This is a genomic window from Saccharospirillum sp. ABV4_185 (assembly GCF_056159245.1).
In genome coordinates, this window is the sequence record NZ_JBSWUW010000001.1 from 924579 (window position 1) to 950564 (window position 25986).

The following is a 25986-nucleotide window of genomic DNA, read 5'->3' on the forward strand; positions in this document are numbered from 1 at the left end:
CCACTCACTCTCTCCTTGAATGAGCGACAGCTAACGCAGGCAATTATCTCCACAAAGCGAAGAAATAGAAGGCTTAATTTATGCTGAAGGGGACAGATACGACACCATTAAAATCATAAACTGCAGCTTTATTGGCCTGAACGCTCCTGGCATTAGAACTCTATTTAGTTAACAGAATTTTTCGTTTGAAAATTCGTTTGAACAAAATTAAAAATCAAACGATTAGTTATCTATTTTCTAACGATAAAAAAGACATTAGCCATGACATACCTGCCTATAAATTCCTGGTGATTCAGTTCTCTCTATAAAAACGCAGCTCCTATGAAAGTTCCACGCCTACGAAAGTCATGACTTATGGCTCCATCGTTCAGTATTGACTGAACGATGGAGCGCGCCTACCTTTGCCAGACTTGAGGAACCCCTATGCCAAATACCTACGACGATTTCGTTGAACTGATGGGCCTGATCAGCCAAACCGATGGCGAGCCCCGCATTGGCGGGCGGATGTTCGGTTTGCTGCTGGTGGAAGGTCGGGCGCTGACGCTGAACGATTTTGCGCAGCGTCTGGAGATCAGCAAAGCCAGCGCCAGCACCAATGCGCGGCGGCTGGCCAGCATCGGTGTGATCGAGCATATCAAGCGCTCGAACCGGCAGGACAGCTACGCCCTGGTGCCTGACCTCTACCGTCAGATGAGCCGGACCATGACCGAGCGTTTTCTGGTCCGTGCCGAACAGATTGAAACCATGTTGCCCTTGCTGCCGGACGATTCGTCGAAGGTGAAGCAACGCATTCAGGGTCTGGCCCAGTGTTACCGGGTCTCCGCCGAAACCGCACGGCAGATGTTCGATCAACTGCCGGAATTGGACTGACGCTCAACATCGTCAGCAAACAATCACTCGACTTAAGGTCATTCGTTATGTCCAACCAACCTCTCGACGACAAGCCCGACTGGGCGATGAGCCGCCGCGAAAAACGCAAGGCCGAAGCATTGCGCCAGGGTTTTCCCCAACCACGCCGTCGCTGGCCGTGGATTGTCGCGGGTGTCATCGTTGTGGCGCTGGTGCTGATGGTCGTGCTCGGCGGCGGTGACGATTCCGGCGCCGGTGAAGAAGACGCCGATGACGTCCCCACCATGCAATTGAATGCCACCGAGGTGGCCACGGCCGAGCGCGGCTCGATCCGGCAAAGCGTCAGAGTCACCGGGACTTTAAGCCCGCTGGCTACGACGCAGTTGGCGGCGCGGGTTAATGCGCCCATCGCCGAGGTGTTGGTGCGTTCTGGTGATGCCGTCGAAGCCGGCGCTGTGTTGCTGCGCATGGAAACCGATGACTTGGCCTCAACACTGGACCAACAACGCGCCAACGCCCGCTCCACTGCGGCCAATCTGGCTGTCGCCCGTAACCAGTTGGAACGCGATCGCTCCCTGGGTGAACGCGGCATGACACCGCAGTCGTCAATCGAGTCGCAACGCGCTCAGGTTACTGCGCTGGAAGCCAATCTTGAGGCGCAGCAGTTGGCGGTCCAAACCGCTGAACGCGCGCTCGCCAATGCCACTGTGACGGCGCCGGTCGCTGGCCGTATTGCCAGTCGCTCGGTCGAAGCCGGTCAGTATGTCTCCACGGGTACGCCGCTGATGACGCTGGTCGATCTATCGGCGATGGAACTGGCCGCCAATGTGCCACTGCGTGCGGTCGATAGCATCAAACCCGGCCAAACCGCGCTGATTCAGGTTGACGGCATCAGCGGCGAACGCTTCACCGGCGAAGTCGATCGCGTCAATCCGGTGGCCCAAAGCGGCACCCGGACGGCGTCGGTTTATATTCGTGTGCCTAACCCGGAAGAGCGTCTGCGCGGCGGTATGTTTGCCAGCGTGGAAATTGTGATCGCCCAGCGCGATGACGCCTTGTCGATTCCGGTCGATGCGCTGCGTGAAGACGCCGACGGCGAATTTGTGCTGACGCTGAACAACGACGAATTAGCACGCACCGCTGTGGAAACCGGCGAACTGTGGAACGGCGGCGAACGTGTTGCCATCACCTCGGGCCTGGCGGCAGGCACTCAGTATGTAGCCGCTCCGCTGCCCGAACTGAAGGCCGGAGATAAGGTCCGCCTGATGGAGGCGAACTGATGTTTCTGACCCGAATCAGCGTCAGCCAACCGGTGTTCGCGACCATGATTATGGTCGCCATCATGGTGTTTGGTTTTTACTCTTACCAACGTCTGCCGATTGAACAGATGCCGGACATCGATGTACCGGTCGTGGCCGTCGTGACCTCCTATCCGGGCGCTTCCCCCGAGGCGGTTGAGAACGACATCATCAAGCCGATCGAGGATTCGGTGAACGCCATCAACGGCATCGACAGCATCGAATCGACCGCTCGTCAGGGCCAGGCTCTGGTGGTGATTCTGTTCGATCTGGAGGTTAATTCCGATCGTGCCGCTCAGGATGTGCGCGACCGGATGTCGACCGTCACCGCCTCCTTTCCGGACGGTGCCGACGATCCACTGATCTGGCGTTTCGACCCGGCGCAGTTCCCGATTATGTCGCTCTCGGTCAGCTCGTCCGAACTGACCACCGGTGAACTCACCACCCTGACCGAAGACACCATCACCCAGCGTTTGTCGATCATTCAGGGCGTGGGTAACACCACCGTCGTTGGTGGCCAGGCCAGCCAGCTGAATGTGTTGGTCGACCCGGACAAACTGGCGGCCTTTAACGTTGGCATCGGTCAGGTGGTGTCGGCACTGAACCAGGAAAATATGAATCTGCCGGCTGGCTCAATTCGCCAGGATCGGCAAGTCACCTCCATTCAGGTGGAAGGCCGCATTCAGTCGCTCGATGATTTTCTCAAACTGATCATCGGCCGCCAGGGTGGCCAACCGGTTTACCTCGGTGACGTAGCCACCATCGTGCCGGGTGTTTCTGAACTGACCAGTCTGGCGCTGCTCGATGATGAACAGGCGCTGGCCATCGACATCGTCAAAACGCAGGGCGCCAATACCGTCGCCGTGGCCGAAGCGGTGCGTGAGGAAATTGATAAACTGGAGCAGGAACTGGCGCGCGATGGCGTGCACATTGAAGTGGTGCGCGATAACGCCGAACCGGTCGAACAATCCTTCCACACGGTGCGCAATATGCTGGTCGAAGGTGCGCTGCTGGCGGTGGTGATCGTCTTCCTGTTTTTGAACTCCTGGCGCTCCACTGTCATCACCGGTTTAACGCTGCCGATTTCCATCATTGGCACCATGACTGCGCTGCACTTCCTCGGCTTTACGCTGAATATGATGACGCTGTTGGCGCTGTCACTGGCCGTTGGTTTGTTGATCGACGACGCCATCGTGGTGCGCGAAAACATCATGCGTCATCTGCACATGAATAAAGACCACAAACAGGCAGCGCTCGATGGCACCAACGAAATCGGCCTGGCGGTATTGGCGACGACTTTGTCGATCATCGCCGTCTTCCTGCCGGTGGCTTTTATGGATGGCATTCTCGGTCGCTTCTTTTTGCAGTTTGGGGTGACGGTATCGGTGGCGGTGGCAATCTCCATGTTCGTCGCCTTTACGCTCGATCCGATGTTGTCGAGTGTCTGGTACGACCCATCAACCGAGCCCAACGCCAAGCGCGGTTTTATCGGCCGCGGTGTAGAAAAATTCGATGGCTGGTTCGATGCTTTGCGCCAGCGTTACCGCTCAGTTTTGAAGTGGAGTTTGCGCCATCGCGTCATCACCTTGGCGATTGCCTTCTGCGCCTTTATTGGCAGTTTTTTCCTGGCGCCCATGGTCGGATTTGAGTTTTCACCCGCCGTTGATAACAGCGAATTCCAGGTCGATCTGGAAACGCCGGAAGGTTCCAACCTGGACTACACCACGGCCAAGGTGCGCCAGGTTAACGCCATCCTGCGCCAGTTCCCGGAAGTCACCGGCACCTACACCACCATCAACGCCGGTGCCGGTGCTCAGGGTGAAACCAGCGCCACCCTAGTGGTGTCGATGACCGAACCATCAGAGCGCGAGCGCACGCCTCAGCAAATGACTATTCCAGTACGCAACGCCTTGCAACAGGTGGCCGGTGCAACCGTACGTGTCGGCGCTGCCGGCGGCTTTGGCGGTGTGAGTGCGCCGATTCAGGTCAACCTCTACGGTGAAAGTTTCACTACGCTGGAACGGCTGTCTGATGAGTTGGCGTCGCGCATGGCGGAGATCGACGGCATCACCGATATCGAGTCGAGCCTGAACGCGGCCCAGCCGATCATTGGCATTCGCATCGACCGTGAAGCGGCCAGCGATCTGGGTGTCAGCCTGCAACAGATCGGCGCGACCTTGCGACCTTTGGTCGGCGGTGAAGAAGTGTCCGACTGGACCGCACCCAACGGTGAAAACCACACTCTGGTGGTGCGTCTGCCGGAAGACTTGCGCAGTGACGTGAGCAGCCTGGCGCGCCTGCCGATCAGTCAGAGTGGCGCCACCGGCAGTTCGGCGGTGGTGCGTCTGGATCAGGTGGCTGACATTGTCGAATCCACCGGTCCGTCGGAAATCAGCCGGCTGGATCTGTCGCGTCAGGTAACGCTCAGCGCCAACCTGGCCGGTGTTCCGCTGGGCTCAGTAACACCGCAAATTCAGCAAGCCATCAACGACATGACCCTGCCCAGCGGCTACCGCATTTCCATGGGCGGCGATGCCGAACAACTGGCTGAGACCGCCGCTTCCGCTGGTCAGGCCTTGCTGTTGGCGATTGTCTTTATCTACCTGGTTCTGGCGTCGCAGTTCGGCAGTTTCCTGCAGCCGATTGCCATTATGGCGTCGCTGCCACTGGCGCTGATCGGCGTTATGCTTGGTCTGTTGGTGGGCGGCAGCACCCTGAACATCTACTCCATCATCGGCTTTATTATGCTGATGGGCTTGGTGGTCAAGAACGCCATCCTGTTGGTCGATAACGCCAACCAGGGACGCAAACACGGCCTGAATCTGTACGATGCGTTGGTCGAAGCGGGCATGACGCGTTTCCGTCCGATCATCATGACCACCCTGGCGATGATCTTCGGCATGTTGCCACTGGCGTTGAATATCCACGAAGGCGCCGGCCAGAATGCGCCCATGGCCCATGCGGTTATTGGTGGCCTGATCAGCTCGACCATTCTGACCCTGGTGGTGGTCCCCGTGGTGGTTACCTACATCGAACAGTTTGCCGTTTTTGCACGGCGCTTCCTGCCGAAGTCAGCGGAAGATCACGGCTAATATGCTGAAGGTCTGGGCAAAAGCCCCGGCATGATAGCGGGGCTTTTTTTTGCCTTCAGCCTGGACGTTCAGCCGTTAAAACATGACGTCGAACAACGCCCAGCAGGGCAACCACGGCAATCACCAGCACCAGATTTCTCAACGTCAGCAATACCGTCGCCAAGACAGTGGGCGCTGGCCAGAACGTCTGACCATCTTCAGTCCAGGCCAAACCTACCTGAATAAAATCCCGCTCATAAGTCAGCGGATATATCAGCGTGGTTAACGCACAAGCCAAGGGCAACATTACCTGAAACAGAGTCGCTGCTCGACCGTCGTTACCGACCAGTACATAGCAGGGAAATAACCACAACATATATTGCGGTGAGAATACCTTGGCAGTCAGAATAGCGCCGAGTAATAACAGGCAGACCAATGTTGCCAACAGTTCGATGGCACGACGCCGATCATCAAATTTTCCGACCTTAGCCAGCCGATAGAACACCTGAGCTGCGTAGCCATAACAGCTGAGTAAAACAGCGAACAACAATACCGAACTGATCATCAGCAAAGGCCCGTCCAGGGCTGAATTGATGTTGAACGAGCCATAAGCAAGGCTGACCATCGCTGACAAACCAGACAAATGATGCAACAACAAAATCAGGTTGCTATAGGTCGATTCAACCTGCAACCCGCGTTCGCTGTGATAACTTAAAAACGCAAACAGATCGGTGCCCCACAACAGTAGGAACGGCAGAATTAATGCAAAGCAAACAGCCATACAAAAAGCACCTGCACGACCCGTTTCAGTAACTATAATACGTGCCAGCGACAGTCCATTATTTGGGTTGAAACGCAGGGCGATAAAGCAGATTAAGAACAACGGCCCGAGCAGCACCGGAATCAGTTTGAAACAGACGCCAACGGATAACCAGAACCAGGGCCAAACAGAGTTTTTCGCGGCCGATGATGCGCAAACCAAGGCGGCAAAAATCAGTGCGCCTAGCAACACATCCAAGCGATCGAAATATAACGGCGCCAACACCAGTGACATCAGATAGAGCGACGCAAAACACAACCAGCGATCTGAATTCTTCAGCGGACTTTGCGCCAGATACTTCAGCAGCACCAGCATCACACCAAGGTCGATCAGCCAATAAAATAATTTGAAGAAGAAATGCCAGACCGCAAACTCAACCTGATTCCCCAGCAACTTTGCAGCCGCCAATGGCACGGTGACAAAGAACGCCGTCAGCGGGGGATATTCAATATCAAAACCACCGCTAAAGAGCGAAAAATGGGTTATCGATTGCCAGGTTTCCAGCGCAAAGCGATAGTACAGCTGCACATCGCCAGAATGCATTGACCGCTCCAGACCAAACGCCATAACAAGGTGTGTCAGCGCATAGCACAGAACAAAAAACAGGTTCCCTTTAGTCGACATCTATTAAATCCCTATACCTTTATCCCAGGCGCAATCATATAACAAAGGCGTCGCACGGTCTCTTGAACCCGATCACCGTACGAAAACAATTTTGGCCGGCTTTGGAAAAGCACCCAGACACTGACTAGACTGCACCAAGCACTGTGCAGTTACAGTGCTTTGGCGTCGGCCGGGTTAACCGTTAATCGATTGCTATCAGGAGCTGCCACTCATTGCCTGGCAGGTTACGCCTTAACCGGCGTCAAAGGAGTGCCTATGGCCAGCATCTCGACGTACTTCCAGGACATTCAATTCATGCCTCATGGCATGTGTTTCTTATGGCGGCCCGATCTGCTCATTCTGCATGCCGGCTCCGATCTGTTAATTGCGCTGGCTTATTACTCCATTCCACTGGCGTTGTTGGTGTTGTGGCGTCAACGACCCAACTTCGAATACAGCTGGATGTTCAAGCTGTTTGCGCTCTTTATTGTCGCCTGTGGCACCACTCACTTTCTCGCGCTGTGGAACATCTGGAATGGTAATTACTATCTTGAAGGGCTGATTAAATTGCTGACAGCGGTGGTGTCGGTCGTGACCGCCATTCTGCTGTGGCCGTTATTACCCAGGTTGATGCAGATTCCCAGTCCGGCTGAGCTGGAAGAACGCAACCATAGCCTGAATGAAGAGATGCAACTGCGCCTGCGTGCTGAAACCGAAATTTTCCGGATGAATGAATCGCTGGAGCGTACCGTCAGCGAACGCACCCGCGAACTGGAACAGGCCAAAGAGGCGCTGGAAGCGGAGGTCATGACGGCGCATCGCATCCGGCAACGCTTGGAAAGTATTTTCGAATCCGCACCTAATGGCATGATCGTGGTGTCGCCCAGTGGTCATATTCTGCAGGCCAATGCCACCGCCAACAGTATCTTTCGTTACGCCGATCTGGTGGGGCATTGTGTTGAGGATCTGGTGCCCCGACCGGATCGCCCCGAGCACAAAGCGCGTCGCCTTAATTACAGCGCGTCTCCCTCCAAACGCATGATGGGTGACCGTCAGGATTTGTTCGGCCTGTGTCAGGATGGCACTGCTGTGCCGGTTGAAATTGGTTTGAATCCAATCAGTGGCGGTGAGGGTGGAGAAATCATCGCGTCCATTGTCGATGTCAGCGAAAGACGCAGTTACGAACAACGCATTCAACAACACAATGAAGCACTGGAACGTTCCAACAAAGAGCTGGAGGAATTCGCCTTTATTGCCTCTCATGATTTACGCGAACCCTTGCGTAAAATCATTTCCTTTTCGCGCTTACTGTTAAGCAATGACTACGGCAATTTCACCAGCGAAGGTCAGGAGTTCACACACTACATTGTGAGTGCCGCCGAACGCATGCGTGAACTGCTCGAAAGCTTGCTGTCGTACAGCAGAATTACCTCTCAGGGCCGTCGGTTTATCGAGACTGATATTGCTCAGGTAGTGGAACAGGTTAAGGCTGATCTGCAGCTGACTATCGAAGAAACCAATGCCACTGTTGAAGTCGGCGGACTGTCACGAATTGATGCCGACAGTAGCCAGCTCAGACAATTGTTGCAGAACCTGCTCAGCAATGCCCTGAAGTATCGTCACCCCGAGCGGACGCCTCATATTCTGATACAGGGCCAAGCCTTGCCCGATGAACGTTACCGTCTGGTGATCAGCGATAACGGCATTGGTTTCGACCCACGTTATAACGAACAGGTTTTTGAGGTCTTCAAAAGATTACACGGCCGTTCGGAATATCCCGGCACCGGCATGGGATTGGCGATTTGCCGGAAAATTGTCGATCGGCATAACGGCGTCATCATGGCCAACGGGCGCGACCAGGAGGGCACCACTTTTATTATCGATTTACCGGTACGACAGCCCCAGACGGAAGCACCGACGGAGGTCGTTCATGACAACTGATGTTAAGCGCAAGCTGGTTATGGTCGACGATGATCCTGAAGACATTTTGCTGGTCAAAACCGCCATCCGGCGTGCTGATGTTCCTCTGGAGGTGATCAGCCTGTATGACGGTGACGCCCTCTTTGATTATCTAAACGACATTATCGACGATGGCGCCCTGCCTAACGAAGTGCCGCCACTCATCATATTCCTCGATTTGAACTTGCCACGCCTGGACGGCCGTAAATGCCTGCAGCGTTTAAAGTCGAATCCAAACTGGGTGGACCTGCCTATCCTGATTTTTTCGACCTCCGATGCACCCGACGATATCCGCCGCTGTTATGAATTAAATGCCAATTCCTACATCAGTAAACCCGACGATCCCAATGCCTTAGACAACATTTTAAGTTCAGTCTATCAGTACTGGTTTGGTGACAGGAGCAAGGCATGAGCAGTGCAATTAAAAACACCATTCGTGCGGTCATTGTTGAAGATGATAATGAGGATTTTCTGCTGATAAAAACGGCCCTGCGGATGAGTGAGCGGGCAGACTATGAGGTCCGCCACCTGACTACCATGACGGAGGCTTCGAAGATCCTGATCGACGATGATTACGACATTATTCTGCTCGACTATTTTCTCGGCGAACACTCCGGCCTGGATGTTCTGCATCAGGCACGCGAGCTTCGTTGCACCAAACCCATAGTGGTAATGACCGGCAGCAATTCAGCGGAATTGGATGACATGCTAATGAAGCAAGGCGCCGCGGATTTTATTCCCAAGGATGATCTAAGTACCGCTTTTTTGGATCGTACCATTCGTCATGCCATTGAACGCAAAAATTCGGAGCAGGAAATTGCCGAACTGGTCCGGCGCGACCATTTAACCGGCCTTGGTAACAGAGTCCTGTTTGAGGAACATATGGAGTTGGCCATTGCCCGCGCGTCTCGCAGCAATGCGCAACTGGCGGTATTGTTTATGGATCTGGACCGTTTCAAAGATGTGAACGACAGTCTGGGCCATCATATTGGTGATTTATTGCTGACCTTGGTGGGTGACCGACTGAAACGCTCGGTACGCAAAAGTGATTTTGTCGCACGCATTGGCGGCGATGAATTCACCGTTCTGCTCGATGGTATCAACTCCGCCGATGACGTAACCCAGATTGTCGAAAAAGTCTGCGCAGAAGTCTGCAGGCCGGCACCGATCAGCAATACCACCCTGGATGTGTCGGTCAGTATCGGCGTGGCGCTGTATCCGGAAAACGGCGAGCTGCCGATTGAACTAATGCAGAAAGCCGATATGGCTTTGTATGAATCCAAGGCGTTGGGGCCGGGTCGCTATCATTTTTTCACCGAGAATTTGCAGCAACGATTAATGCGTAGCCTGGAATTGGAAAAAGCCTTACGCGAAGCCTTGGCTGATAACGAGTTCGAGCTGTTTTTTCAGCCCCAGGTCGATATTCAAACCCAACAGATTGCCGGCCTGGAAGCATTGATCCGCTGGCATCGGCCAGATGGTCAGTTGGTGTCACCCGATGAATTTATCCCAATCGCCGTGCGCTGTGGTTTGATTGTGCCAATCGGCCAATGGGTTATCGAAACCGCCTGTCGTTTGGTAGGTCACTGGCAAAAGGCTGGCATTCATATTCCCTTGTCGATCAATGTCTCGCCACGCCAACTTAAATTCAATGGCTTTGCCGATCATCTAATCGACTGTGTGCAACAGCATCAGCTGGTGGATGGCGCTTTGGAAATTGAGTTGACCGAAGAGGTTTTTATCGACAGTGGTACGGTCTACAGCAAGATGATGCAGCGACTGAAAGACGCCGGCATTCGCATTGCTATTGATGATTTTGGCACCGGTTATTCATCGATGCGTTACTTGCGCGACCTGCCGCTGGACCGTATTAAGATCGACCGCAGTTTCGTCAGTGGTAAAGGCGGTCCGGAGCTGTCTGAGCCGGCCATTACCCAATCCATACTGTCGCTGGCGCAGGGGCTGCAACTGGAAGTCGTGGCCGAAGGTGTCGAAACGGCGGAGCAGGTGGACTTGCTTTGCCAACAGGGATGCCGGTATTTTCAGGGTTACCACTATTACCGCCCCATGCCCCTGGCAGAGCTTGAGCCCCGGCTGCTGGGTTCAGCAAAGTGAACACGCCATGCCTGCTTATCGCAACCACCATCTGCTCTTGCTGACTGACGATTCGGCTCTGGCGCAGCATATCGAGCAGGCGTTAGCCGGTTATCAGCTGTGCCATCACCTGCATCAGTTTTGCGATATCGACCACTATCAGCAAGCCGCTCTGGGTTCCGGTGTTGTCGCCGCTCCGATGGCACGCATCGATCTGTGTTTAATTGCCTACCTGAACGACGCCGAGCGTAGCCGTAAAGCGGTTGAGGAAATCCGCTTGTTACCGCGCTGGCGCAGCGTGCCACTGGTGGTCTTGATTGAGGGTGAGAACCCGGCCCTGGCGCGCATTCTCTATCAGTTCGGCGCCAACAGCGTGCTGCGCTTTCCACTGCGTTTCGAGGGTTTGCGTGACTTGATCCGCACCATGGACACCTACTGGTTCGATGTGGTCACCCTGCCACCCGTTTCGACGCATCCATGACTGATGGAAGCTGTATACCGGCCAGTCCCTGCGTTATGCTGCGGCACCGTTCAAACCACTTTCGGAAGTGCCTTATGTCTGCTTTGAAAACGCTCGGCCTGACGGCTGTTTTATCTGTGTTACTGCTGACCGGCTGCAGCATCAGCCCAACAATGGCGCCCTATGATGGCGAACCGGAAGGTCTGGTGGTCTTCGGTACCGACATCGTCGTTAAAGGCGATGCGGAGCTGGAATATAACTATATTTTCAGCGTCGAAAATGTTGCCACCGGCGAGGTCAACCGGATGCGCATGGTGGTGCGTGAAGGGGAAACTTATGCCGTTTTGGGTCGCTTACCCAATGGTGAATACCGCTTTGTAAAACGCGAAGACATCCGTCGCGATGCCCGTGGCATTCGCCTGGAAGATATTGACGGCAGCTTCACCGTCGCCGCCGGCGAAATCACCCTGCCGAAACAGATTCGAGTGGAGAAAGGGCTCTATACCCGCGAGGTTGAGATCACTGATCTGACCAACGCCGATGGCCGCGTTCTGTTTGATCTGCAACTGGCAAATCAAAAATCCCTGCAAGGCTGGCGTTACCACCCGATGGCGGACTGAGCCTGGTGGCGCTGGATCCGGCCTTGCACAGTCAAGGCCGGGTAAACCTGCAGCGTGCAACCCATGACCGCTTGCACCCGTCGTTAGATGTTATACCGTATCCCGCACATTCCAAGGCAGACTGCTACCGATGTCGATCCGTTTTCCACTCTTTAGCCTGGTATTTGCCACCGCTCTGCTCAGCGCCTGCGGCCAGTCCGACGATGAAGTAAGCGCCGACATTCAGGCCCAGGCCAACCAACCGGCGACCGAGCCGGCACTGGGTACAACCCCGTCTCAACTGTCCGCGGAAGAGCGTGATCTGGAACCCAGTGAGACCATCGAGCCGATCGCCAACCCTGATGATCTGGCTTATCGCGAACTCAGCTGGGACGACTTATTGCCGGAAGATTTCGACTTCCAGACCATCCGCGATCAAATCGATCTGGACAGCTATAACATTCAGGAACTGGACGACTCCGACCCCGAAGCGCAGCGACTGTTCGCCGACTTGCAGGACGCCATGTCGCAAGTTCCACTGGTTACCAGCCTTGACGGTCAGCAGACCCGCCTGCCCGGTTTCTTAGTGCCGCTGGAAAACGCGGGCGATGCGGTGCGCGAATTTTTCCTGGTGCCTTATTACGGCGCCTGCATTCACACCCCGCCGCCGCCATCCAACCAGATTGTGCATGTGGTATTGGACGAAGCCATTCCCTTCGACAATCTGTTCGAGCCCTACTGGGCCGAAGGCACGCTGACCATCGCTAAGACCGAAACCGACATCGGCACCGCCGGTTACCGATTTGAATCGGCCAAGATCCGCCCTTACGAGTGATCTGCTGCTAATACCAGTTGCTGGTAATAATGATCGCGAATACCGCGCGCGGCCTCATTGAGCTGCGCCGCCTCGACCAGGCCCTCACTGAAAAAGCGGTAGGCATCAACCCCCTGGAAGGCGAACAGCTCCACGCCACTGAGCACCGCCGCACCCGCCGCTTCGGCGGCCTGTAACAGCTCGGTGTGGGCCGGAATATAGACCGCATCGAACACCCAATGCGCAGCTGTAAGCGGACTTGGGTCCACCGGGCAACCCGGATGATTGCGATGGCCCACTGGGGTGCAATTAACCAGCCCGGAACAAAGCGCCAGCGCGGCCTGTCCATCGGCCGCGCTGACGAAACGGGCCTTTATGCCCAGGCCAACCAGATGCGCCACCAGCGCTTCACCGCGCGCACGGTCACGCTCGGCGATTAATAATTCCTCCACGCCCAATTCACCCAGACCGCAGGCAACGGCCCGACCGACACCACCGGCGCCGACCAATAACACCCGCCCCACTGGACGCTCGCCCAGGCTGTATTGGTAAGCGCTGACGAAGCCGGTGTAGTCGGTGTTTTCAGCGCGAATACCGGACGCTTCGAACAGCAAGGTATTGGCCGAACCGACCCGGCGCGCGCCTTCGCCGGCGCGATCGGCCAGACGCAAGGCCGCCTCTTTAAACGGGAAGGTAACATTCACACCGCGATAACCGGCTTGGCGTACGCCTTGAACGGTCGCGGCAAAATCGAAATCCACTTCATTGAGCGCGTCAATCAATTGATAGTCGGTGTCGATGCCGACCAGACCACCCAGACGCTGGTGCAAATCAGGGGACTTGGATTGGCCGATGCCTTCTCCAATCAATCCCAACTTCAACATGCTTACAATTCCTCAGTCATGGTCGCGCGTTCGGCGCGGCGTTGCGCAGCGACCCGGACAAAGGCGTTGGGTGCGCCCAGTCCCTGATAGCCGTCGCGCTGGACGATTTCAAAAAAGAAGGTGTCGTGGATCGGCTGGGTGTAGAGCTGCCAGAAACAACCCGACTCATCTTCGTCATAAAGAATGTTCAGCCGTTGCAGGTCGGCCAGACGCTCATCGTCGAGATCGAAACGCGCCTGCAGATCACGGTAATAATTAGCCGGAATCTCCAACACCGGCACCTCGGCAGCTTGCAAGCGCTCAGCGCTGGCGATGATGTCACTGCTGGCGAGCGCGATATGCTGCACACCCGCGCCGCCCTGACGACGCACAAATTTGTTGCTCGTGGTGTCCGGCGAGGCACTGGCGTTCAGCGCCAGCCGGAAGTCGCCACCGGCGCTGTGCAGCACCTGGCTTTGGATCAGACCGCGCGGATCGGCGACGTCGAAAGAGGCCGTGGTTTCCAGTTTAAACAGCGCCCGATACTGCAACAGCAGCGACAGATAATCGTGATAGGACAACGACAGACTGAGATGATCCACCGCCGTCAACAAACCACTTTGCGGCGCCTGGCAATCGACACTGAATTCGGTATCCCAAACGCGACTGGCCAGGGGTTCATCGAGCAGATAAGCCAGCGAACCTTCGGTGCTGTCGAGCGCGGTCATGCCGTGACTGGTCGCATCGTCGGTCGGCTCAATTAACGGATAACCCAACTGGCGGGCGCGCTGAATGGTTTCGTAACTGTTACCCACGCGCAGACCAAAAGCGCCAGCGGCGGTCTGACGACCACCATGAAAACGTTCGGCAAAATCGCGCTCGGTATTGAGCACCAGATTGACGCCTTCAACACCCCAGCGCTCGGCGCTTTTGGTCGGATGTTTGCCCAGTGGCGCCAAGCCTAAAGCATGACAGGTATCGCGCAGGCCATCGATTTTATCGTCGGTGGTCACGATCTCGATAAATTCCACCGCTGCAATCGGTTGCTCTGCCGGCACCTCGGTTGTGCCGGTCATGGTCTGCAGTAACTTATAGGAATGCAGGCCATCGCGCGCAGTTTGACGACTGCGACCGGTGCGAAAAACGTCGTTAAAAATTTCGTGCGACAGCGGGCCGTCATAGCGAGTTTCAGCCAGCGCGGTCATAAAGTCGCGCATCTGCAATTCACCCTGACCGGGGAAGCAGCGGTAATGACGACTCCAACTTAGATGATCCATCGACAGCCGTGGCGCATCGGCGGTTTGCACCAAAAAAATTCGATCACCTGGAATACCCGCCAAGGTGCCCAGTTCAGTACCGCGCGAGAAAATATGGAAGGTATCGAGCACCAGCCCGACCGCCGGGTGATCGGCCCGGCGCACCACTTCCCAGCTGTCGCGGTAATCATGAATATGCCGGCCCCAGGCCAGGGCTTCGAAGGCGACACGCAGGCCGCGTTTGGCAGCGCGCTCACCCAGTTCACGGAAGTCATCGGCGGCGCGGGCGATGCCTGGCAAGGCGCGCGGATGCACCGAACTGCAGGCCATTAATAAATCGGTACCCAGTTCTTCCATCAGATCGAACTTGCGCTCGGCGCGGTCGAAAGCGCGGCGACGGTCGTCACCTTCCAGCCCTTCGAAATCACGAAACGGCTGCAAGGTCACCAGTTTTAATCCGCGCTCACGAATCAATTCACCGACTTCACGAGCGCTGCCATCGAAGGCAGTCAGATCGTTCTCAAACAGTTCTACGCCCTCAAAACCGGCGCGCGCTATGGCATCGAGTTTTTCCGGCAAGGCGCCGCTGAGACAGACAGTGGCGATGGAAGGAAACATCTCAGTGCCGCTCCTGTTTTAACTGACGGTCGAGATAGGTGTTGGCGTGTTCACGCAGTAACGTCAGGCAACGTTCTTTGTCACGCGCGAGCGCCGCTTCGCCAATCGCCAGATGTTCAGCAATGATTTCCCGACCGCGAAAACCCTGAGTTTTTAATTCCCGCACCACGTACTGGCGGTATTTCAAAAACAGATCCTGATAGGTGCGAATCATCAGTTTGGAACCGCAGGCGCTCATTAATGCCAGATGAAATTCCTGGTCGTAACGAGTCCATAATTCAACACTGCTTTCGTTGTTCAGCAAGGCTTCTTCGGTGCGATGCAACTTACGCATGGCCGCGGCAACCCGGCCTTCCCATTCCAGATCACCGACCTCAATGGAACGGCCCACAGCTTCGGTTTCCAGCAGGTTGCGCATGTACGCCAGATCTTTCAGTTCGTCTAAACCAGCTGGTGCAACGCGAAACCCTTTTTGGTCTTCCGCCACCACCAGGCCTTCAACGCTCAAGCGCACCAAGGCTTCGCGGATGGCGTTTTGACCGGCGGAAAATTCACGCTTTAGCACATCGATTTTTAACTTCTGACCGGGTTCATAACTGCCGTAAATCAGCGCATTACGCATCTGCTCATAGAGCGGTAATTCTGCTTCGTTATCCATTGGAAAATCGCTCATTTTAAGTCAGATCCTTTTACTAATAACCAGCCAGACGCGGCAGGAAAGTGACCAGGTCGGGCACAAAGACGATGACCAGTAATACCAGAATTTCCACCAGCAACATCGGCAACAGATGACGAATAATCGCCGCCAAACCAGTGCGCGCTATGGCATCGGAAACAAACAGACAAAGTCCCAAAGGCGGCGTGATTAAACCGATCATCAGGTTAAACACCACGACGATGGCAAAATGCAGCGGATCGATGCCCAGACCGACGGCAATGGGATGCAGAATCGGCACCAGTACCAGAATGGCGGCGATGCCTTCGAGGAACAGGCCAACCACCAGCAGCAACAGCATCACCGCCAGCAGGAAGGTCCACTGTGCATCGACGGTGGCCAGTGCCCACTCGGTAATGATGTTGGGCACGCGATTGAAAGTCAGCACCCAGTTAGCGGCCGAAACGGCGCCCATGATAATCATGATCACTGCGCTGTCGCGCATGGCACGCGAGAAAATACGCGGCAGACTGCCAATCGAAATAGAACGATAAAACACTACCCCAACGATCAGCGCGTAGACCACCGCGAACGACGCCGCTTCAGTCGGCGTTACCAGACCACCGAGAATGGAGCCGACCACAAAGATCGGCATAAAGAGCGGTACCAGACCCGATAGCACCGCCTTGCGACGCGAACCGGTCGGCAGGGTTTGGCTGGCGCCGATCTTGCCAGCGAACAACCAGACGTAAATCGACAGCGCCAGAGCCAGCAATAAACCGGGCACGATACCGGCCATAAACAGGCCCGGCACCGACACGCCGGTAACGGTCAACGCATAAATAATAATCGGAATACTGGGCGGAATAATCGGCCCGATGACCGAAGAAGCGGCCGTTAAGGCTGCGGCAAAAGCGCGCGGATAACCTTCTTTTTCCATCGACGGAATAAAGACGCGACCGAGCGTCGAGGTATCGGCAATGGCCGAACCGGAAAGGCCGGCAAAGATCACCGACGCCCAGATATTCACCTGCGCTAAACCGGCTTTCATGCGTCCGACCAAAGCATTCGCCAGGCCAATAATGCGCCGGGTAATACCGGCTTCGTTCATCAGCTCGCCAGCGAGAATAAACAGCGGCACCGCCAATAACGGAAAGGAGCTCAAGCCGGAAAAAGTCTGCTGGGCGACGATGCGAATGTGATACGGAAAATCGCCGGTCAGCATCAGGTACAACAGCGCCGCCAGAATGGCGAACGCAAAGGGCACGCCGAGCAACAGCGTGACCAATAAAATCGCATAAGTCATGGTGCTGCAGCCTCCGTTTCAACGAAACGCCACAGTCCCATGGTGACCGCCGACATCGACAACAAGACACCGCCGATCAACACCGCCGACTGAAACACACCCATGGAAATACCAGTGCTGGGCGACGCCCGGCCGCCACGGCTGGCGATAAACTCAAACGCCGACCAGGTCAGACCAATACCAACCAGCAAAACCAGAATATCGATTAACACTCTATGACCGAGACGCCAGCGTTTGGGCACGATCGAACTGGCAAAATGAAAACGCACATGGCCGTCTTGCAGATAGGCCAGCGCCATGCCAAACATGATGCCAAAAATCATCGCATAAACAGCGATGTCTTCACCCCAGACAATGGATTTGCCCGCGCCATAGCGCCAGGCCGCATTGGCAAAGACGATGCCGAACACCAGCAACATCATCAAACCGGCGCCAAAGGCATTGATGCGCATCAGCCAGCGCCTGAGCGACGTTAAAACACTCAACATGAGTCAGAATTTCCTGCAACGAGAGAAGGCTGTGATTAACAGGGTCGCCCAATGGACGACCCTGACAGCATCAAGGAATCAGTTGCCTTGGGCGGCGTCAACTGCTTCCGCCAGACGATCGATCCAGACCGCATCGCTGCCGAGCTCATCACGCAGGTAGGCCTGCACTGCCGGCTGCGCCGCCGCACGGAATTTTTCCATCTGCTCGGCGCTCGGCTGAGTGATTTCCATACCTTCGGCGGCCAGCTTGGCGATGCCATCGGCGGAACCAAACTGCTGAATGGCACGACCGGTGGTACCGGCAACAATGGCCGCACGTTGAATGGCCGCTTGCTGTTCACTGTCCAGTGACTGATAGAACTCATCGTTGATCAGGATGTGGTCGACACCATAGACGTGACGGTCCAGCGTCAGGTAATCCTGAAATTCGAAGAAGTTGTTGCTGTAGATAACCGAGATCGGGTTTTCCTGACCATCAACCACGCCAGTGGCCAAGGCCGTCGGCACCTCACCCCAGGCGATGCCTTGCGGCTCGGCGCCCAGACCACGCACCATTTCCAGGTAGAGCGGAATGGTCTGTACGCGGAACTTCAAACCCGCCATATCAGCCGGTTCAGCCACCGGACGTACCGAGTTGGTGAAGTTACGGAAGCCGGTCTCGCCATAAGCCAGGGTGCGCAGGCCAGTCTCTTCCAGACAGTGCGCCGCCAGCGCATCACCGAATTCACCGTCCATCACTTCCCAGGCCAGTGGCGCATTGGGGAAGGTGTAGGGAATGTCGGTCACCGCCGCCGCCGGGCAGAAGTTGGCATAAGCGCCCGAGACCATAACAACAGTAATGCTGCCGTCCTGGGCGCCTTCGATCAGTTCAGTTTCACCCCCCAGAGAACCGGCCGGATACAGCTCAACGCTGATATCGGTTTCCGCTTCCACCAGGTTTTTGAATACCTGACTGGCCGCACCCTTTTTGGATTGCGTCCACTCGGCGGGGTCTACGTGAGCAAAACGGATGGTTTCGGCAGAAACTGCGCCGATGGTCGTCAGTGCGATGGCCGCAACGGCAGCCTGGGCAGAAATGCGGGTCATTGTTGTTGTCCTCTTATTGTATGTGATTCGACATTTCGCGATGCGAACGCTAGACAGTTTTGCCGCTCAATTCAATAACATTCCACGTTTTTAAAAATGAGGGATGTTTTAAATCGACCGTGCAACCTTCTGGTTTTAACATCTTGTTACGCTAGACTGCCGAGCCTCGACGCCCACTTTGAGCGCCGTTAAAGACCAGCGGAGCCACTATGTTTGCTGTTTTACCGATCATCAGTCCGATCTTTATCGTTATCGGCATCGGCTTTTTCGCCGTCAAAACCGAGCTGCTGCCCAAGAGCGCCGTTCCCGGTATGGGACGCTTTGTTCTCTACTTCTGTCTGCCAGCATTGATTTTCTCGACGCTGGCGCACACGCCCATCCGAGAGGTGATCGAACCGCTCTATCTGCTGGCTTATGGCGGTGGTTCGTTGCTGGCGTTTGTCCTGGTGTTTGGTCTCAGCCGCCTGTTTGGCAGCCAGACCAGCGCGGCGACGCTGAATGCTTTGGGCAGCGCCATCTGCAACTCGGCCTTTATCGGTTACCCCGTTTTGCTGCAGGTGTTCGGCACGCTGCCGGCGGCCGCCTTCACCATGACGCTGCTGGTAGAAAATCTGCTGATCATGCCGCTGACGCTGATGATTTTGGAGCTGAACCGGGCGCTGGCCGAAGGCGGCTCAACCCGCCAGGTACTGGTTAACTTTGTGCGCCGGCTGTTCACCCAACCCATTCTGCTTGGCATTCTTGCGGGGCTCTTGTTCAGTCTGGCCGGCTGGACGCTGCCGGGCGTGATCGATCGCAGCCTGGAATTTCTCGCCGAGGCCGCCGCTGGTGTGGCGCTCTTTGTCATTGGTGGCTCGCTGGTCGGCACTCAGATCAAAGGCGATCGCCGCGCCATTGCTGTTATTACGCTGGCCAAGCTGGTGCTGCACCCGGCGCTGGTCGCTTTAATGGTGTGGTGGTTGCCGCCCTTCGATGCGCAGCTGCAAACCATCGCTATTCTGGCGGCGGCCATGCCGATGCTGTCGATCTATCCGGTGCTGGCCGGCCACTATCTGGATGGCAGTCGTTATGCGGCGACCTTAGTCGTGGCGACGCTGAGTTCTTTCCTGTCGCTGACCGTCGTGCTGTGGCTGCTGTTTTAGCCGTTATGGTTGTGGTTGCCGTGCTGGCTTGGGTATCTTGGCGCTTTCCCGTTGACGGCAGCCGACCATGATCGATTTTCGCGACAAGCTCTCCCAGGAACGACCCTTTCTGCAGGGAAACCAACAGCCGGGTATCGAGCATCAGGGCGTTGCCACCAAGGGAATTCCACTCTTTGAAGTGGCGTTGGAAAGCGATCGCGGTCGCATCATTCAATCGGCAGCGGTGCGACGGCTGCAACAGAAGACCCAGGTATTTCCGCTGGAGCGCAATGCGGCGGTGCGTTCACGCTTGACGCATTCGCTGGAAGTGCAGCAAAACGGTCGCTTTCTGGTGCGCACCGTCTTCGATCTGCTGGGCAACGACGCCGAACGCTATGGCCTTGCCGGGCTGGAACGAGCCCTGGAAAGCCTGACCGAAATGGCCTGCCTGATGCACGACATCGGCAACCCGCCCTTCGGTCATTTTGGTGAGGCCGCGATCTCCGACTGGTTCTCGCGCAACCTTGAGGCGGTGCCGATTTTCCGACTGGAAGCGGGCGAAGCCAAATCGCTGATCACCGAACTGAGTTCCTTTGAAGGCAACGCCCAGGCGATTCGATTGGTTAGTAATCTGCTTAAGCTCAACCTGACTTACAGCCAGGCCGCCTGCATCTTGAAGTACACCCGCCGCGCTACCGACGAACGTCCGGAAATCGGCGATCCGCTGTCGTACCTGAAGAAGAAACCCGGCTACTACCTGTCCGAGCAGCCGTATATCGAGGATCTGCAACAGGCGCTGAATCTGGAACCGGGGCATCGCTATCCGCTGGCTTATCTGATGGAAGCCGCCGATGACATTGCTTACTGTCTCGCCGATATCGAAGATGGCGTCGACAAAGGCATTCTCAGTTATCGTCAGGTGGCGGAACAGCTGCTCGACGCCTTTGGTGAGCGCTTACCCACCGATTTCCGCCAGCCGGCTTTTAACAACAAATCCTTCCGCAACCTGATCGACTACGCCGTCCAGCGCGCCGATGACGAAGACATCAATAAGGACCACCAGTTCTTTTTGTGGCTGCGGGTCCAGTTGATTCATCCGCTGGTCAAGCACGCCGCCCAGGCGTTCGTCGATAACATCGAAGCGGTCTACCACGGCAATCTGAACCGGGCGTTACTGGAAGACGATTCGCCTTGCCACGCGGTGATCGAAACCTTCAAAACGGTGGCGGCGAAATCGATTTTCTCGGTGCCGGAAGTGGAAACGCTGGAGCTCCAGGGTTACACCATCATCAACGGTCTGCTCGATCATTACCGGCCGCTACTGCTGTTGCCGATGGCCGATTTCGATCGGCTGTGCAACGGCGAACGCAAAGGTCTGCTGGTCGAGTCGCTGCTGTTCAAACGCTTGCCGAACAAACACATCAAGGCTTACCACCAGTTGCGCGAGCATCCGCAGACCGAAGCAGAACTCTGGGAGGCTTACTGTCGCTGCCGACTGCTGCAGGATATGGTCAGCGGCATGACCGATCAGTTTGCGCTGGAGGAATACCAGACCTTATCGGCGCTCTAGTGCCTGTGTTGTAAAAGCTGTGCTAGTATCGCTGCGTCTTTTAATCGACTGAGGCCCCGACGCCAATGAAGTAAACCTGCTCATCTTCGCTCTCGTCCGGTGACACCACCGGTATCTTGTGTGATGACAGGTCGCGTCGGTTTCGCTCTACCTTTATATCTCCCTTCTGTGCTGCTGGTCCGCGATCTGTCGCTTTTGACAGGAATCGCCTATGCCTACGCCATCCACACCCGGTCACTTCGACCACCTCTCCGTCAGCTTTGACGACACCGTTTTATTTGCCGATCTGTCTGCCAGCCTGCAACCGGGCCTGACCGGTCTGGTCGGCCGCAACGGCCAGGGCAAGTCGGTGCTGATGTCGGTGCTTGCCGGTGAACGTTCACCGTCTGGCGGCAGCGTCAGTTGGAATGTGCCGACCCTCTGGCTGCAACAACTCGACCGACTTAATGGTCCTCGCCTAGTCGACGCACTCGGTGTCGGCGAGCTGTTTGATACCTTCGCCCGTGTCGAAGCCGGCCACGGCAGCCCAGAGGACCTTGATCGGCTCGCCGACCGCTGGCATGAACAGTCAGACTGGCGCGCCCAGCTCGATCGCGCCGGTCTCAACCATTCGCTGGAGGCTCTGGTCGATGAACTCAGCGGTGGTGAGCGCACCCGACTGGCGCTGTGCCGCGCCCTGCTGCGACCGGATCATTATCTGCTGCTCGATGAACCCACCAACCATCTGGACAGCGCCGGTCGCGCCTGGCTGCTGGAAGCATTAAAGCAGCATCCCGGCGGTGCACTGATCGCCAGTCACGACCGCAACCTGTTGCGCCAGGTTGGCCACATCCTCGAACTGACCCATCTCGGTCTGGCCGAATACGGCGGCAACTACGATCACTACCGCGCTCAGACCGACGCCCAGCGCGCCGCCGCTGAAGCCCGAGCCGATCGACTGGCCAGCGAACAGCAACGCCTGCAACGTGCCCAGCAAGCCGAACTGCAAAAGGCCGCGCAGCGACGCCGCAGTGGTGAGCAGCAACGCAAGTCCGGCAGCCAGAGCACGCTCTTGCTCGACGCTCGGAAGAACCGCGCCGAAGCCAGTCTGGGATCGCTGAAGCGACGCCAAGGCGAACGCCGCGAGCAACTCAGCGAGCAATTGCAAGACGCCAAGGCTGAGGTTGAACAGATCAAGGCACAGCGGGTCAGCCTGCAATCGGCCGCCAGCGACGGACGGCTGCGCTTGCATCTGAACGAGCTGCGCCTGCCCTTTGGCTCGGATGAGGCGATAACGCTGAGCGTATTCGGCGGCGAGCGCTGGCATCTGGACGGCGCCAACGGCAGCGGCAAATCGACGCTGCTGAAAATCATTGCCGGCCTGTTGCAGCCAGCTTCAGGACAGTGTGAGCGCCATGGCCAGGTGCTCTATCTGGACCAGCACTTTTCGCTGCTCGACCCCGAGCAATCAGCCACTGACAATCTGCTGCGGCTGCACCCGCAACGCAGCGAAAGCGATCTGCGCACCCGGCTCGCCGGTATGCGTTTGCGGCGCGACGATGCACTGCGTCCGGTCGCACAGCTCAGCGGCGGCGAGCGTTTAAAAGTGGCGTTGTTAGCGGTGACCGCCAGCGAACAGTCCGCCGATCTGCTGCTGCTCGATGAACCGGACAACCATCTGGATCTGGATTCGCGCCTGCTGCTGGAGCAAGCGCTGGCGGATTATCAGGGGACATTAATGGTGGTGTCGCACGACCCGGACTTTATTGCCGCGCTGCAGCTCGATCACCAACTGCGACTTAAGGAAGCTCGGCAACAGCCAGCGGCCGACTGAGCTCTCTGAGCATGGATAAAAACAGTTGCTGGGTCGGCGTCGGTCGCCAGTCGGTGCGGGTGGTGATGCCGATGGGACGTTCGGTCAACGGCAGCTGGGTATCGAGCACGCTGAGAATGCCTTCCTGAATTTCGTGCTGCACCTGGTGCGAGGAAATAAAGGTGAGGCGCTCGGAATCGGTGAGCAGTTCGCGGATGACAATCTGCGAGCTGCATTCCACCACACCGCGTAACACCGATGGGTCCTGATCGGCCACCACCTGATCGAACAGGCGGCGCGCTGGCGTGCCCGGTCGCGGCACCACCCAGCCATAGCCGTGCAGATCGTCGAGCGTCAGACCATGGCGACCGCTCAGCGGATGGCCCGAGCGCGCCACCACTGAAATGGAGGTGATAAACAACTGTTCCTGCGCAATGTCCGGACTCGGCGCCGGATCGCGCAAGGCGCCGATCAACATATCCAGCTCGCCATGCAGCAGGCGGCCGAGCAGATCGTCGTAGGCACCTTCAATCACCCCGACACTGACGTCCGGCTTGAACTGCGCCATCTGGTTGATGGTCGCCGGCACCACATAGGTCCGCGCCAACGGCATGCAGCCCAGTTGAATGCTGCCCGAATCGGCACCGGCCAGTTCATGCAATTCCTCGATGCCCTGATCAACTTCCTTGATCGCCAGCCGCGCGGCCCGGGCCAGTCGCAACGCCGCCCGGGTCAGGCTGATGCCGACGCTGGTTTTCTCAAACAGCCAGGTATTGAGCAACGCTTCCAGTTCCCCGGCCGAGCGATACAGCGCCGGCTGGGAGATGCCGATCTGACGGGCGGCAATGGAATAGCTGGTGGCGTTCTGCAACGCCAGCAGCGCGCGCAGATGGGCATTGGTGATCAGCGTATAGAGCGGGTGACTCGAATGACGTTCAACCCGGTCTTTGCGCTCGCCGATGCGCACCGCATCGCGCAGGCCCGCGCGCAAAAATGCGATGCAGCGATTGACCCGGGTGTCGAACAGCTCGCCAGCATCGGTGAGAAACATGCCGTTGTGGCGACGCAGAAACAGGGCCGTTCCCAGCTTGGACTCCAGCTTCCCGATCGCTTGGGTCACCGCCGACTGCGACAGAAAGATCTGGGTGGCCGCGGCACTGATGCTGCCGCTGGCCGCCACCTCACTGAAGGCCCTCAAATGGCGCAGATTGGGCAGGTGTTCGAACATTGCAACCTCTGCAAATCGGACAGGCTCCCCACGCGAAGCGGTCTGCGAGCCTGCCCCAAAACGGAACAAAAACTGACTTTATAACAGAAACTAATACCTTCTAAAGGAAAACTAAATGGCTGATTGCCTTGCCTTCGACAATACTGAAGAATCGGAACTGCAGGCGCTGGCAACTAAAGACAAGGCAGTAGCTGTGTTGGCCTGATCCGGATCGGAGTGGATAGATAAGACAGCAAGGATGATTGTCAGCCGAACCGACCGTCCGTCGCAGTCGTCTTTTTCGTTAACAGCGCATTCGAAGCACTGTAGGAGCTTGCTCCTATAACAAGAACAATGAGGTAACTGACAATGCTGAAGTTTGTTAAGCACACCACCCTCATCGGCCTATTGGCCGCTTCCGCCGTCTCTGCCCAGGCCGCGGATGTCACCCTGCGCGTTGGTCACTTGTGGCCGTCTGTTGCAGGCCCACACGTTGATCTGATGCAGGTTTGGGCGGATACCGTCGAAGCGCAGTCCAACGGCCGTATTGAAGTCGAAGTCTACCCGGGCGGCGCCCTGGCAGCACCGCCGGCTCAGTACGATGCGGTTACCAACCGCATCATGGACGTCACCGCGACCGTTCAGGGCTACACCGCCAACCGTTTCCCGCTAACTCAAGTCGTTGAGCTGCCGGGTGTGGTCGACAGCGGTGAGCAAGGCGCTTGCGTCGTGCAAAGCCTGTTGGAAGAAGGTCTGATCGCCGACGAGTACGCCGATACTCACCCGATCTTCCTGTTCACTCACGGCCCGGGTGGCTTCCACATCAACGGCACCACCATTCGTGAGCCGAGTGATCTGGAAGGTCTGCGCATCCGTCGTCCGACCACCGTGGTCGCCAACATTCTGCGTGAACTGGGTGCTCAGCCGGTCGGTATGGCGGCACCGGAATCCTACACCTCCATGCAGCGTGGCGTGATCGACGGTGTGGCTCTGCCGTGGGAAGGCGCTTTGTCTTTCCGTCTGAACGAGCTGGCCGACACTCACACTGAAATCGGTGGTCTGTACACCCTGTCGTTCGTGGTCACCATGAACAAGGATGTGTACAACAGCCTGTCGGCTGAAAACAAAGCCGTGATCGATTCTGTGTCGGGTATGGATTGGGCGACTAAAGCCGGTCAGGTGTTTGATGACCTCGACGTCCGTGGTCGTGCGCAAGCGGTTGAGATGGGTGATGAAATCATCGAGATCGAAGGCGGCACTTCCAACCCGGCCTGGGCTCCGGCCATCGAAGCCGGTCGTAAGGCCTACCTGGACGACCTGGAATCCCGTGGTCTGCCGGCACGCGCTACCTATGAGCGTGCGTTGGAACTGGCTGGCGGCGACTGCGCCATCTAACCAGCTCGACGTTGCAAGGGGCGGCTACGGCCGCCCCTTTACCATCGTCTTCTCGTGCTGAT

The 25986-nt window shown here is 56.7% G+C and carries 21 protein-coding genes; 13 read left to right on the forward strand and 8 right to left on the reverse strand.

The genetic code is table 11. From position 1 onward, the window contains the following. Positions 1 to 423 precede the first annotated feature (423 nt). The 3 genes from ACXAE6_RS04140 to ACXAE6_RS04150 are packed head-to-tail and all read left to right on the forward strand — an operon-like array spanning position 424 to position 5239. Complete coding sequence (locus ACXAE6_RS04140) at positions 424 to 870, forward strand: GbsR/MarR family transcriptional regulator (protein WP_475144897.1); 447 nt, start codon at positions 424 to 426, stop codon at positions 868 to 870. 47 nt (positions 871 to 917) lie between these two features. Then, complete coding sequence (locus ACXAE6_RS04145) at positions 918 to 2129, forward strand: efflux RND transporter periplasmic adaptor subunit (protein ID WP_475144900.1); 1212 nt, start codon at positions 918 to 920, stop codon at positions 2127 to 2129. After that, positions 2129 to 5239, forward strand: a complete 3111-nt coding sequence (locus ACXAE6_RS04150; protein ID WP_475144902.1) for an efflux RND transporter permease subunit — start codon at positions 2129 to 2131, stop codon at positions 5237 to 5239. The genes ACXAE6_RS04145 and ACXAE6_RS04150 overlap by 1 nt, the downstream gene beginning before the upstream one ends. A gap of 55 nt (positions 5240 to 5294) precedes the next feature. Here the strand turns inward: ACXAE6_RS04150 and ACXAE6_RS04155 are convergent, their stop codons facing one another. Then, positions 5295 to 6581: a hypothetical protein gene (locus ACXAE6_RS04155; protein WP_475144904.1), complete on the reverse strand. Its 1287-nt coding sequence runs from the start codon at positions 6579 to 6581 to the stop codon at positions 5295 to 5297. 336 nt (positions 6582 to 6917) lie between these two features. Between ACXAE6_RS04155 and ACXAE6_RS04160 the strand changes: the two genes are divergently transcribed. The 6 genes from ACXAE6_RS04160 (at position 6918) to ACXAE6_RS04185 (ending at position 12588) form a co-directional block, all read left to right on the forward strand. After that, a complete protein-coding gene (locus ACXAE6_RS04160) occupies positions 6918 to 8582 on the forward strand; it encodes a sensor histidine kinase (RefSeq protein WP_475144907.1) in 1665 nt (554 codons plus the stop codon). Next, positions 8572 to 9012, forward strand: a complete 441-nt coding sequence (locus ACXAE6_RS04165; protein ID WP_475144909.1) for a response regulator — start codon at positions 8572 to 8574, stop codon at positions 9010 to 9012. Before ACXAE6_RS04160 ends, ACXAE6_RS04165 begins: the two co-directional genes overlap by 11 nt. Next, positions 9009 to 10715, forward strand: coding sequence for a putative bifunctional diguanylate cyclase/phosphodiesterase (locus ACXAE6_RS04170; RefSeq protein ID WP_475144911.1), 1707 nt, complete (start codon positions 9009 to 9011; stop codon positions 10713 to 10715). Before ACXAE6_RS04165 ends, ACXAE6_RS04170 begins: the two co-directional genes overlap by 4 nt. Positions 10716 to 10722: 7 nt before the next feature. Further along, positions 10723 to 11175: a hypothetical protein gene (locus ACXAE6_RS04175; protein WP_475144913.1), complete on the forward strand. Its 453-nt coding sequence runs from the start codon at positions 10723 to 10725 to the stop codon at positions 11173 to 11175. Between the two features lie 74 nt (positions 11176 to 11249). Continuing rightward, a complete protein-coding gene (locus ACXAE6_RS04180; protein ID WP_475144915.1) occupies positions 11250 to 11774 on the forward strand; it encodes a hypothetical protein in 525 nt (174 codons plus the stop codon). A 130-nt stretch (positions 11775 to 11904) separates the two neighbouring features. Continuing rightward, a complete protein-coding gene (locus tag ACXAE6_RS04185) occupies positions 11905 to 12588 on the forward strand; it encodes a DUF3299 domain-containing protein (protein ID WP_475144918.1) in 684 nt (227 codons plus the stop codon). Here the strand turns inward: ACXAE6_RS04185 and ACXAE6_RS04190 are convergent. From ACXAE6_RS04190 to ACXAE6_RS04215, 6 genes are all read right to left on the reverse strand, one after another. Beyond that, positions 12579 to 13451 carry a shikimate dehydrogenase family protein gene (locus ACXAE6_RS04190; protein WP_475144920.1) on the reverse strand — a complete coding sequence of 291 codons (873 nt, stop codon included), beginning with the start codon at positions 13449 to 13451 and terminating at the stop codon, positions 12579 to 12581. The genes ACXAE6_RS04185 and ACXAE6_RS04190 overlap by 10 nt on opposite strands. Positions 13452 to 13453: 2 nt before the next feature. Beyond that, positions 13454 to 15304, reverse strand: a complete 1851-nt coding sequence (locus ACXAE6_RS04195) for a bifunctional sugar phosphate isomerase/epimerase/4-hydroxyphenylpyruvate dioxygenase family protein (RefSeq protein ID WP_475144922.1) — start codon at positions 15302 to 15304, stop codon at positions 13454 to 13456. A 1-nt stretch (position 15305) separates the two neighbouring features. Then, positions 15306 to 15977, reverse strand: a complete 672-nt coding sequence (locus ACXAE6_RS04200; RefSeq protein WP_475144924.1) for a GntR family transcriptional regulator — start codon at positions 15975 to 15977, stop codon at positions 15306 to 15308. A gap of 19 nt (positions 15978 to 15996) precedes the next feature. After that, positions 15997 to 17265, reverse strand: a complete 1269-nt coding sequence (locus ACXAE6_RS04205) for a TRAP transporter large permease (RefSeq protein ID WP_475144926.1) — start codon at positions 17263 to 17265, stop codon at positions 15997 to 15999. Continuing rightward, positions 17262 to 17753 (reverse strand): TRAP transporter small permease, encoded by a 492-nt coding sequence (locus ACXAE6_RS04210; RefSeq protein WP_475144928.1) that lies wholly within the window; start codon positions 17751 to 17753, stop codon positions 17262 to 17264. The genes ACXAE6_RS04205 and ACXAE6_RS04210 overlap by 4 nt, the downstream gene beginning before the upstream one ends. 78 nt (positions 17754 to 17831) lie before the next feature. Further along, on the reverse strand, positions 17832 to 18839 hold the full coding sequence (locus ACXAE6_RS04215) for a DctP family TRAP transporter solute-binding subunit (RefSeq protein WP_475144932.1): 1008 nt from the start codon (positions 18837 to 18839) through the stop codon (positions 17832 to 17834). Between the two features lie 209 nt (positions 18840 to 19048). Between ACXAE6_RS04215 and ACXAE6_RS04220 the strand changes: the two genes are divergently transcribed. The 3 genes from ACXAE6_RS04220 (at position 19049) to ACXAE6_RS04230 (ending at position 23343) form a co-directional block, all read left to right on the forward strand. Continuing rightward, a complete protein-coding gene (locus tag ACXAE6_RS04220) occupies positions 19049 to 19981 on the forward strand; it encodes an AEC family transporter (RefSeq protein ID WP_475144934.1) in 933 nt (310 codons plus the stop codon). Positions 19982 to 20048: 67 nt separating this feature from the next. Further along, complete coding sequence (dgt, locus tag ACXAE6_RS04225; RefSeq protein WP_475144936.1) at positions 20049 to 21530, forward strand: dGTPase; 1482 nt, start codon at positions 20049 to 20051, stop codon at positions 21528 to 21530. A gap of 211 nt (positions 21531 to 21741) precedes the next feature. After that, entirely contained in the window at positions 21742 to 23343 is a 1602-nt protein-coding gene (locus ACXAE6_RS04230) for an ABC-F family ATP-binding cassette domain-containing protein (protein WP_475144938.1), read from the forward strand. Here ACXAE6_RS04230 and ACXAE6_RS04235 read toward each other — a convergent pair. Further along, positions 23309 to 24550 (reverse strand): LysR family transcriptional regulator, encoded by a 1242-nt coding sequence (locus ACXAE6_RS04235; RefSeq protein WP_475144940.1) that lies wholly within the window; start codon positions 24548 to 24550, stop codon positions 23309 to 23311. The genes ACXAE6_RS04230 and ACXAE6_RS04235 overlap by 35 nt on opposite strands. Positions 24551 to 24898: 348 nt before the next feature. On the opposite strand from ACXAE6_RS04235, the gene ACXAE6_RS04240 reads away from it, so the two are divergent. After that, on the forward strand, positions 24899 to 25924 hold the full coding sequence (locus ACXAE6_RS04240; RefSeq protein WP_475144941.1) for a TRAP transporter substrate-binding protein: 1026 nt from the start codon (positions 24899 to 24901) through the stop codon (positions 25922 to 25924). Positions 25925 to 25986 lie beyond the last annotated feature (62 nt).

What these genes read in the sequence shown, in the direction of transcription:
- ACXAE6_RS04140 (WP_475144897.1), top strand. Translation starts at nt 424, where the DNA reads ATGCCAAATACCTACGACGATTTCGTTGAACTGATGGGCCTGATCAGC.
- ACXAE6_RS04145 (WP_475144900.1), top strand. Translation starts at nt 918, where the DNA reads ATGTCCAACCAACCTCTCGACGACAAGCCCGACTGGGCGATGAGCCGC.
- ACXAE6_RS04150 (WP_475144902.1), top strand. Translation starts at nt 2,129, where the DNA reads ATGTTTCTGACCCGAATCAGCGTCAGCCAACCGGTGTTCGCGACCATG.
- ACXAE6_RS04155 (WP_475144904.1), bottom strand. Translation starts at nt 6,581, where the DNA reads ATGCATTCTGGCGATGTGCAGCTGTACTATCGCTTTGCGCTGGAAACC.
- ACXAE6_RS04160 (WP_475144907.1), top strand. Translation starts at nt 6,918, where the DNA reads ATGGCCAGCATCTCGACGTACTTCCAGGACATTCAATTCATGCCTCAT.
- ACXAE6_RS04165 (WP_475144909.1), top strand. Translation starts at nt 8,572, where the DNA reads ATGACAACTGATGTTAAGCGCAAGCTGGTTATGGTCGACGATGATCCT.
- ACXAE6_RS04170 (WP_475144911.1), top strand. Translation starts at nt 9,009, where the DNA reads ATGAGCAGTGCAATTAAAAACACCATTCGTGCGGTCATTGTTGAAGAT.
- ACXAE6_RS04175 (WP_475144913.1), top strand. Translation starts at nt 10,723, where the DNA reads ATGCCTGCTTATCGCAACCACCATCTGCTCTTGCTGACTGACGATTCG.
- ACXAE6_RS04180 (WP_475144915.1), top strand. Translation starts at nt 11,250, where the DNA reads ATGTCTGCTTTGAAAACGCTCGGCCTGACGGCTGTTTTATCTGTGTTA.
- ACXAE6_RS04185 (WP_475144918.1), top strand. Translation starts at nt 11,905, where the DNA reads ATGTCGATCCGTTTTCCACTCTTTAGCCTGGTATTTGCCACCGCTCTG.
- ACXAE6_RS04190 (WP_475144920.1), bottom strand. Translation starts at nt 13,451, where the DNA reads ATGTTGAAGTTGGGATTGATTGGAGAAGGCATCGGCCAATCCAAGTCC.
- ACXAE6_RS04195 (WP_475144922.1), bottom strand. Translation starts at nt 15,304, where the DNA reads ATGTTTCCTTCCATCGCCACTGTCTGTCTCAGCGGCGCCTTGCCGGAA.
- ACXAE6_RS04200 (WP_475144924.1), bottom strand. Translation starts at nt 15,977, where the DNA reads ATGAGCGATTTTCCAATGGATAACGAAGCAGAATTACCGCTCTATGAG.
- ACXAE6_RS04205 (WP_475144926.1), bottom strand. Translation starts at nt 17,265, where the DNA reads ATGACTTATGCGATTTTATTGGTCACGCTGTTGCTCGGCGTGCCCTTT.
- ACXAE6_RS04210 (WP_475144928.1), bottom strand. Translation starts at nt 17,753, where the DNA reads ATGTTGAGTGTTTTAACGTCGCTCAGGCGCTGGCTGATGCGCATCAAT.
- ACXAE6_RS04215 (WP_475144932.1), bottom strand. Translation starts at nt 18,839, where the DNA reads ATGACCCGCATTTCTGCCCAGGCTGCCGTTGCGGCCATCGCACTGACG.
- ACXAE6_RS04220 (WP_475144934.1), top strand. Translation starts at nt 19,049, where the DNA reads ATGTTTGCTGTTTTACCGATCATCAGTCCGATCTTTATCGTTATCGGC.
- dgt (WP_475144936.1), top strand. Translation starts at nt 20,049, where the DNA reads ATGATCGATTTTCGCGACAAGCTCTCCCAGGAACGACCCTTTCTGCAG.
- ACXAE6_RS04230 (WP_475144938.1), top strand. Translation starts at nt 21,742, where the DNA reads ATGCCTACGCCATCCACACCCGGTCACTTCGACCACCTCTCCGTCAGC.
- ACXAE6_RS04235 (WP_475144940.1), bottom strand. Translation starts at nt 24,550, where the DNA reads ATGTTCGAACACCTGCCCAATCTGCGCCATTTGAGGGCCTTCAGTGAG.
- ACXAE6_RS04240 (WP_475144941.1), top strand. Translation starts at nt 24,899, where the DNA reads ATGCTGAAGTTTGTTAAGCACACCACCCTCATCGGCCTATTGGCCGCT.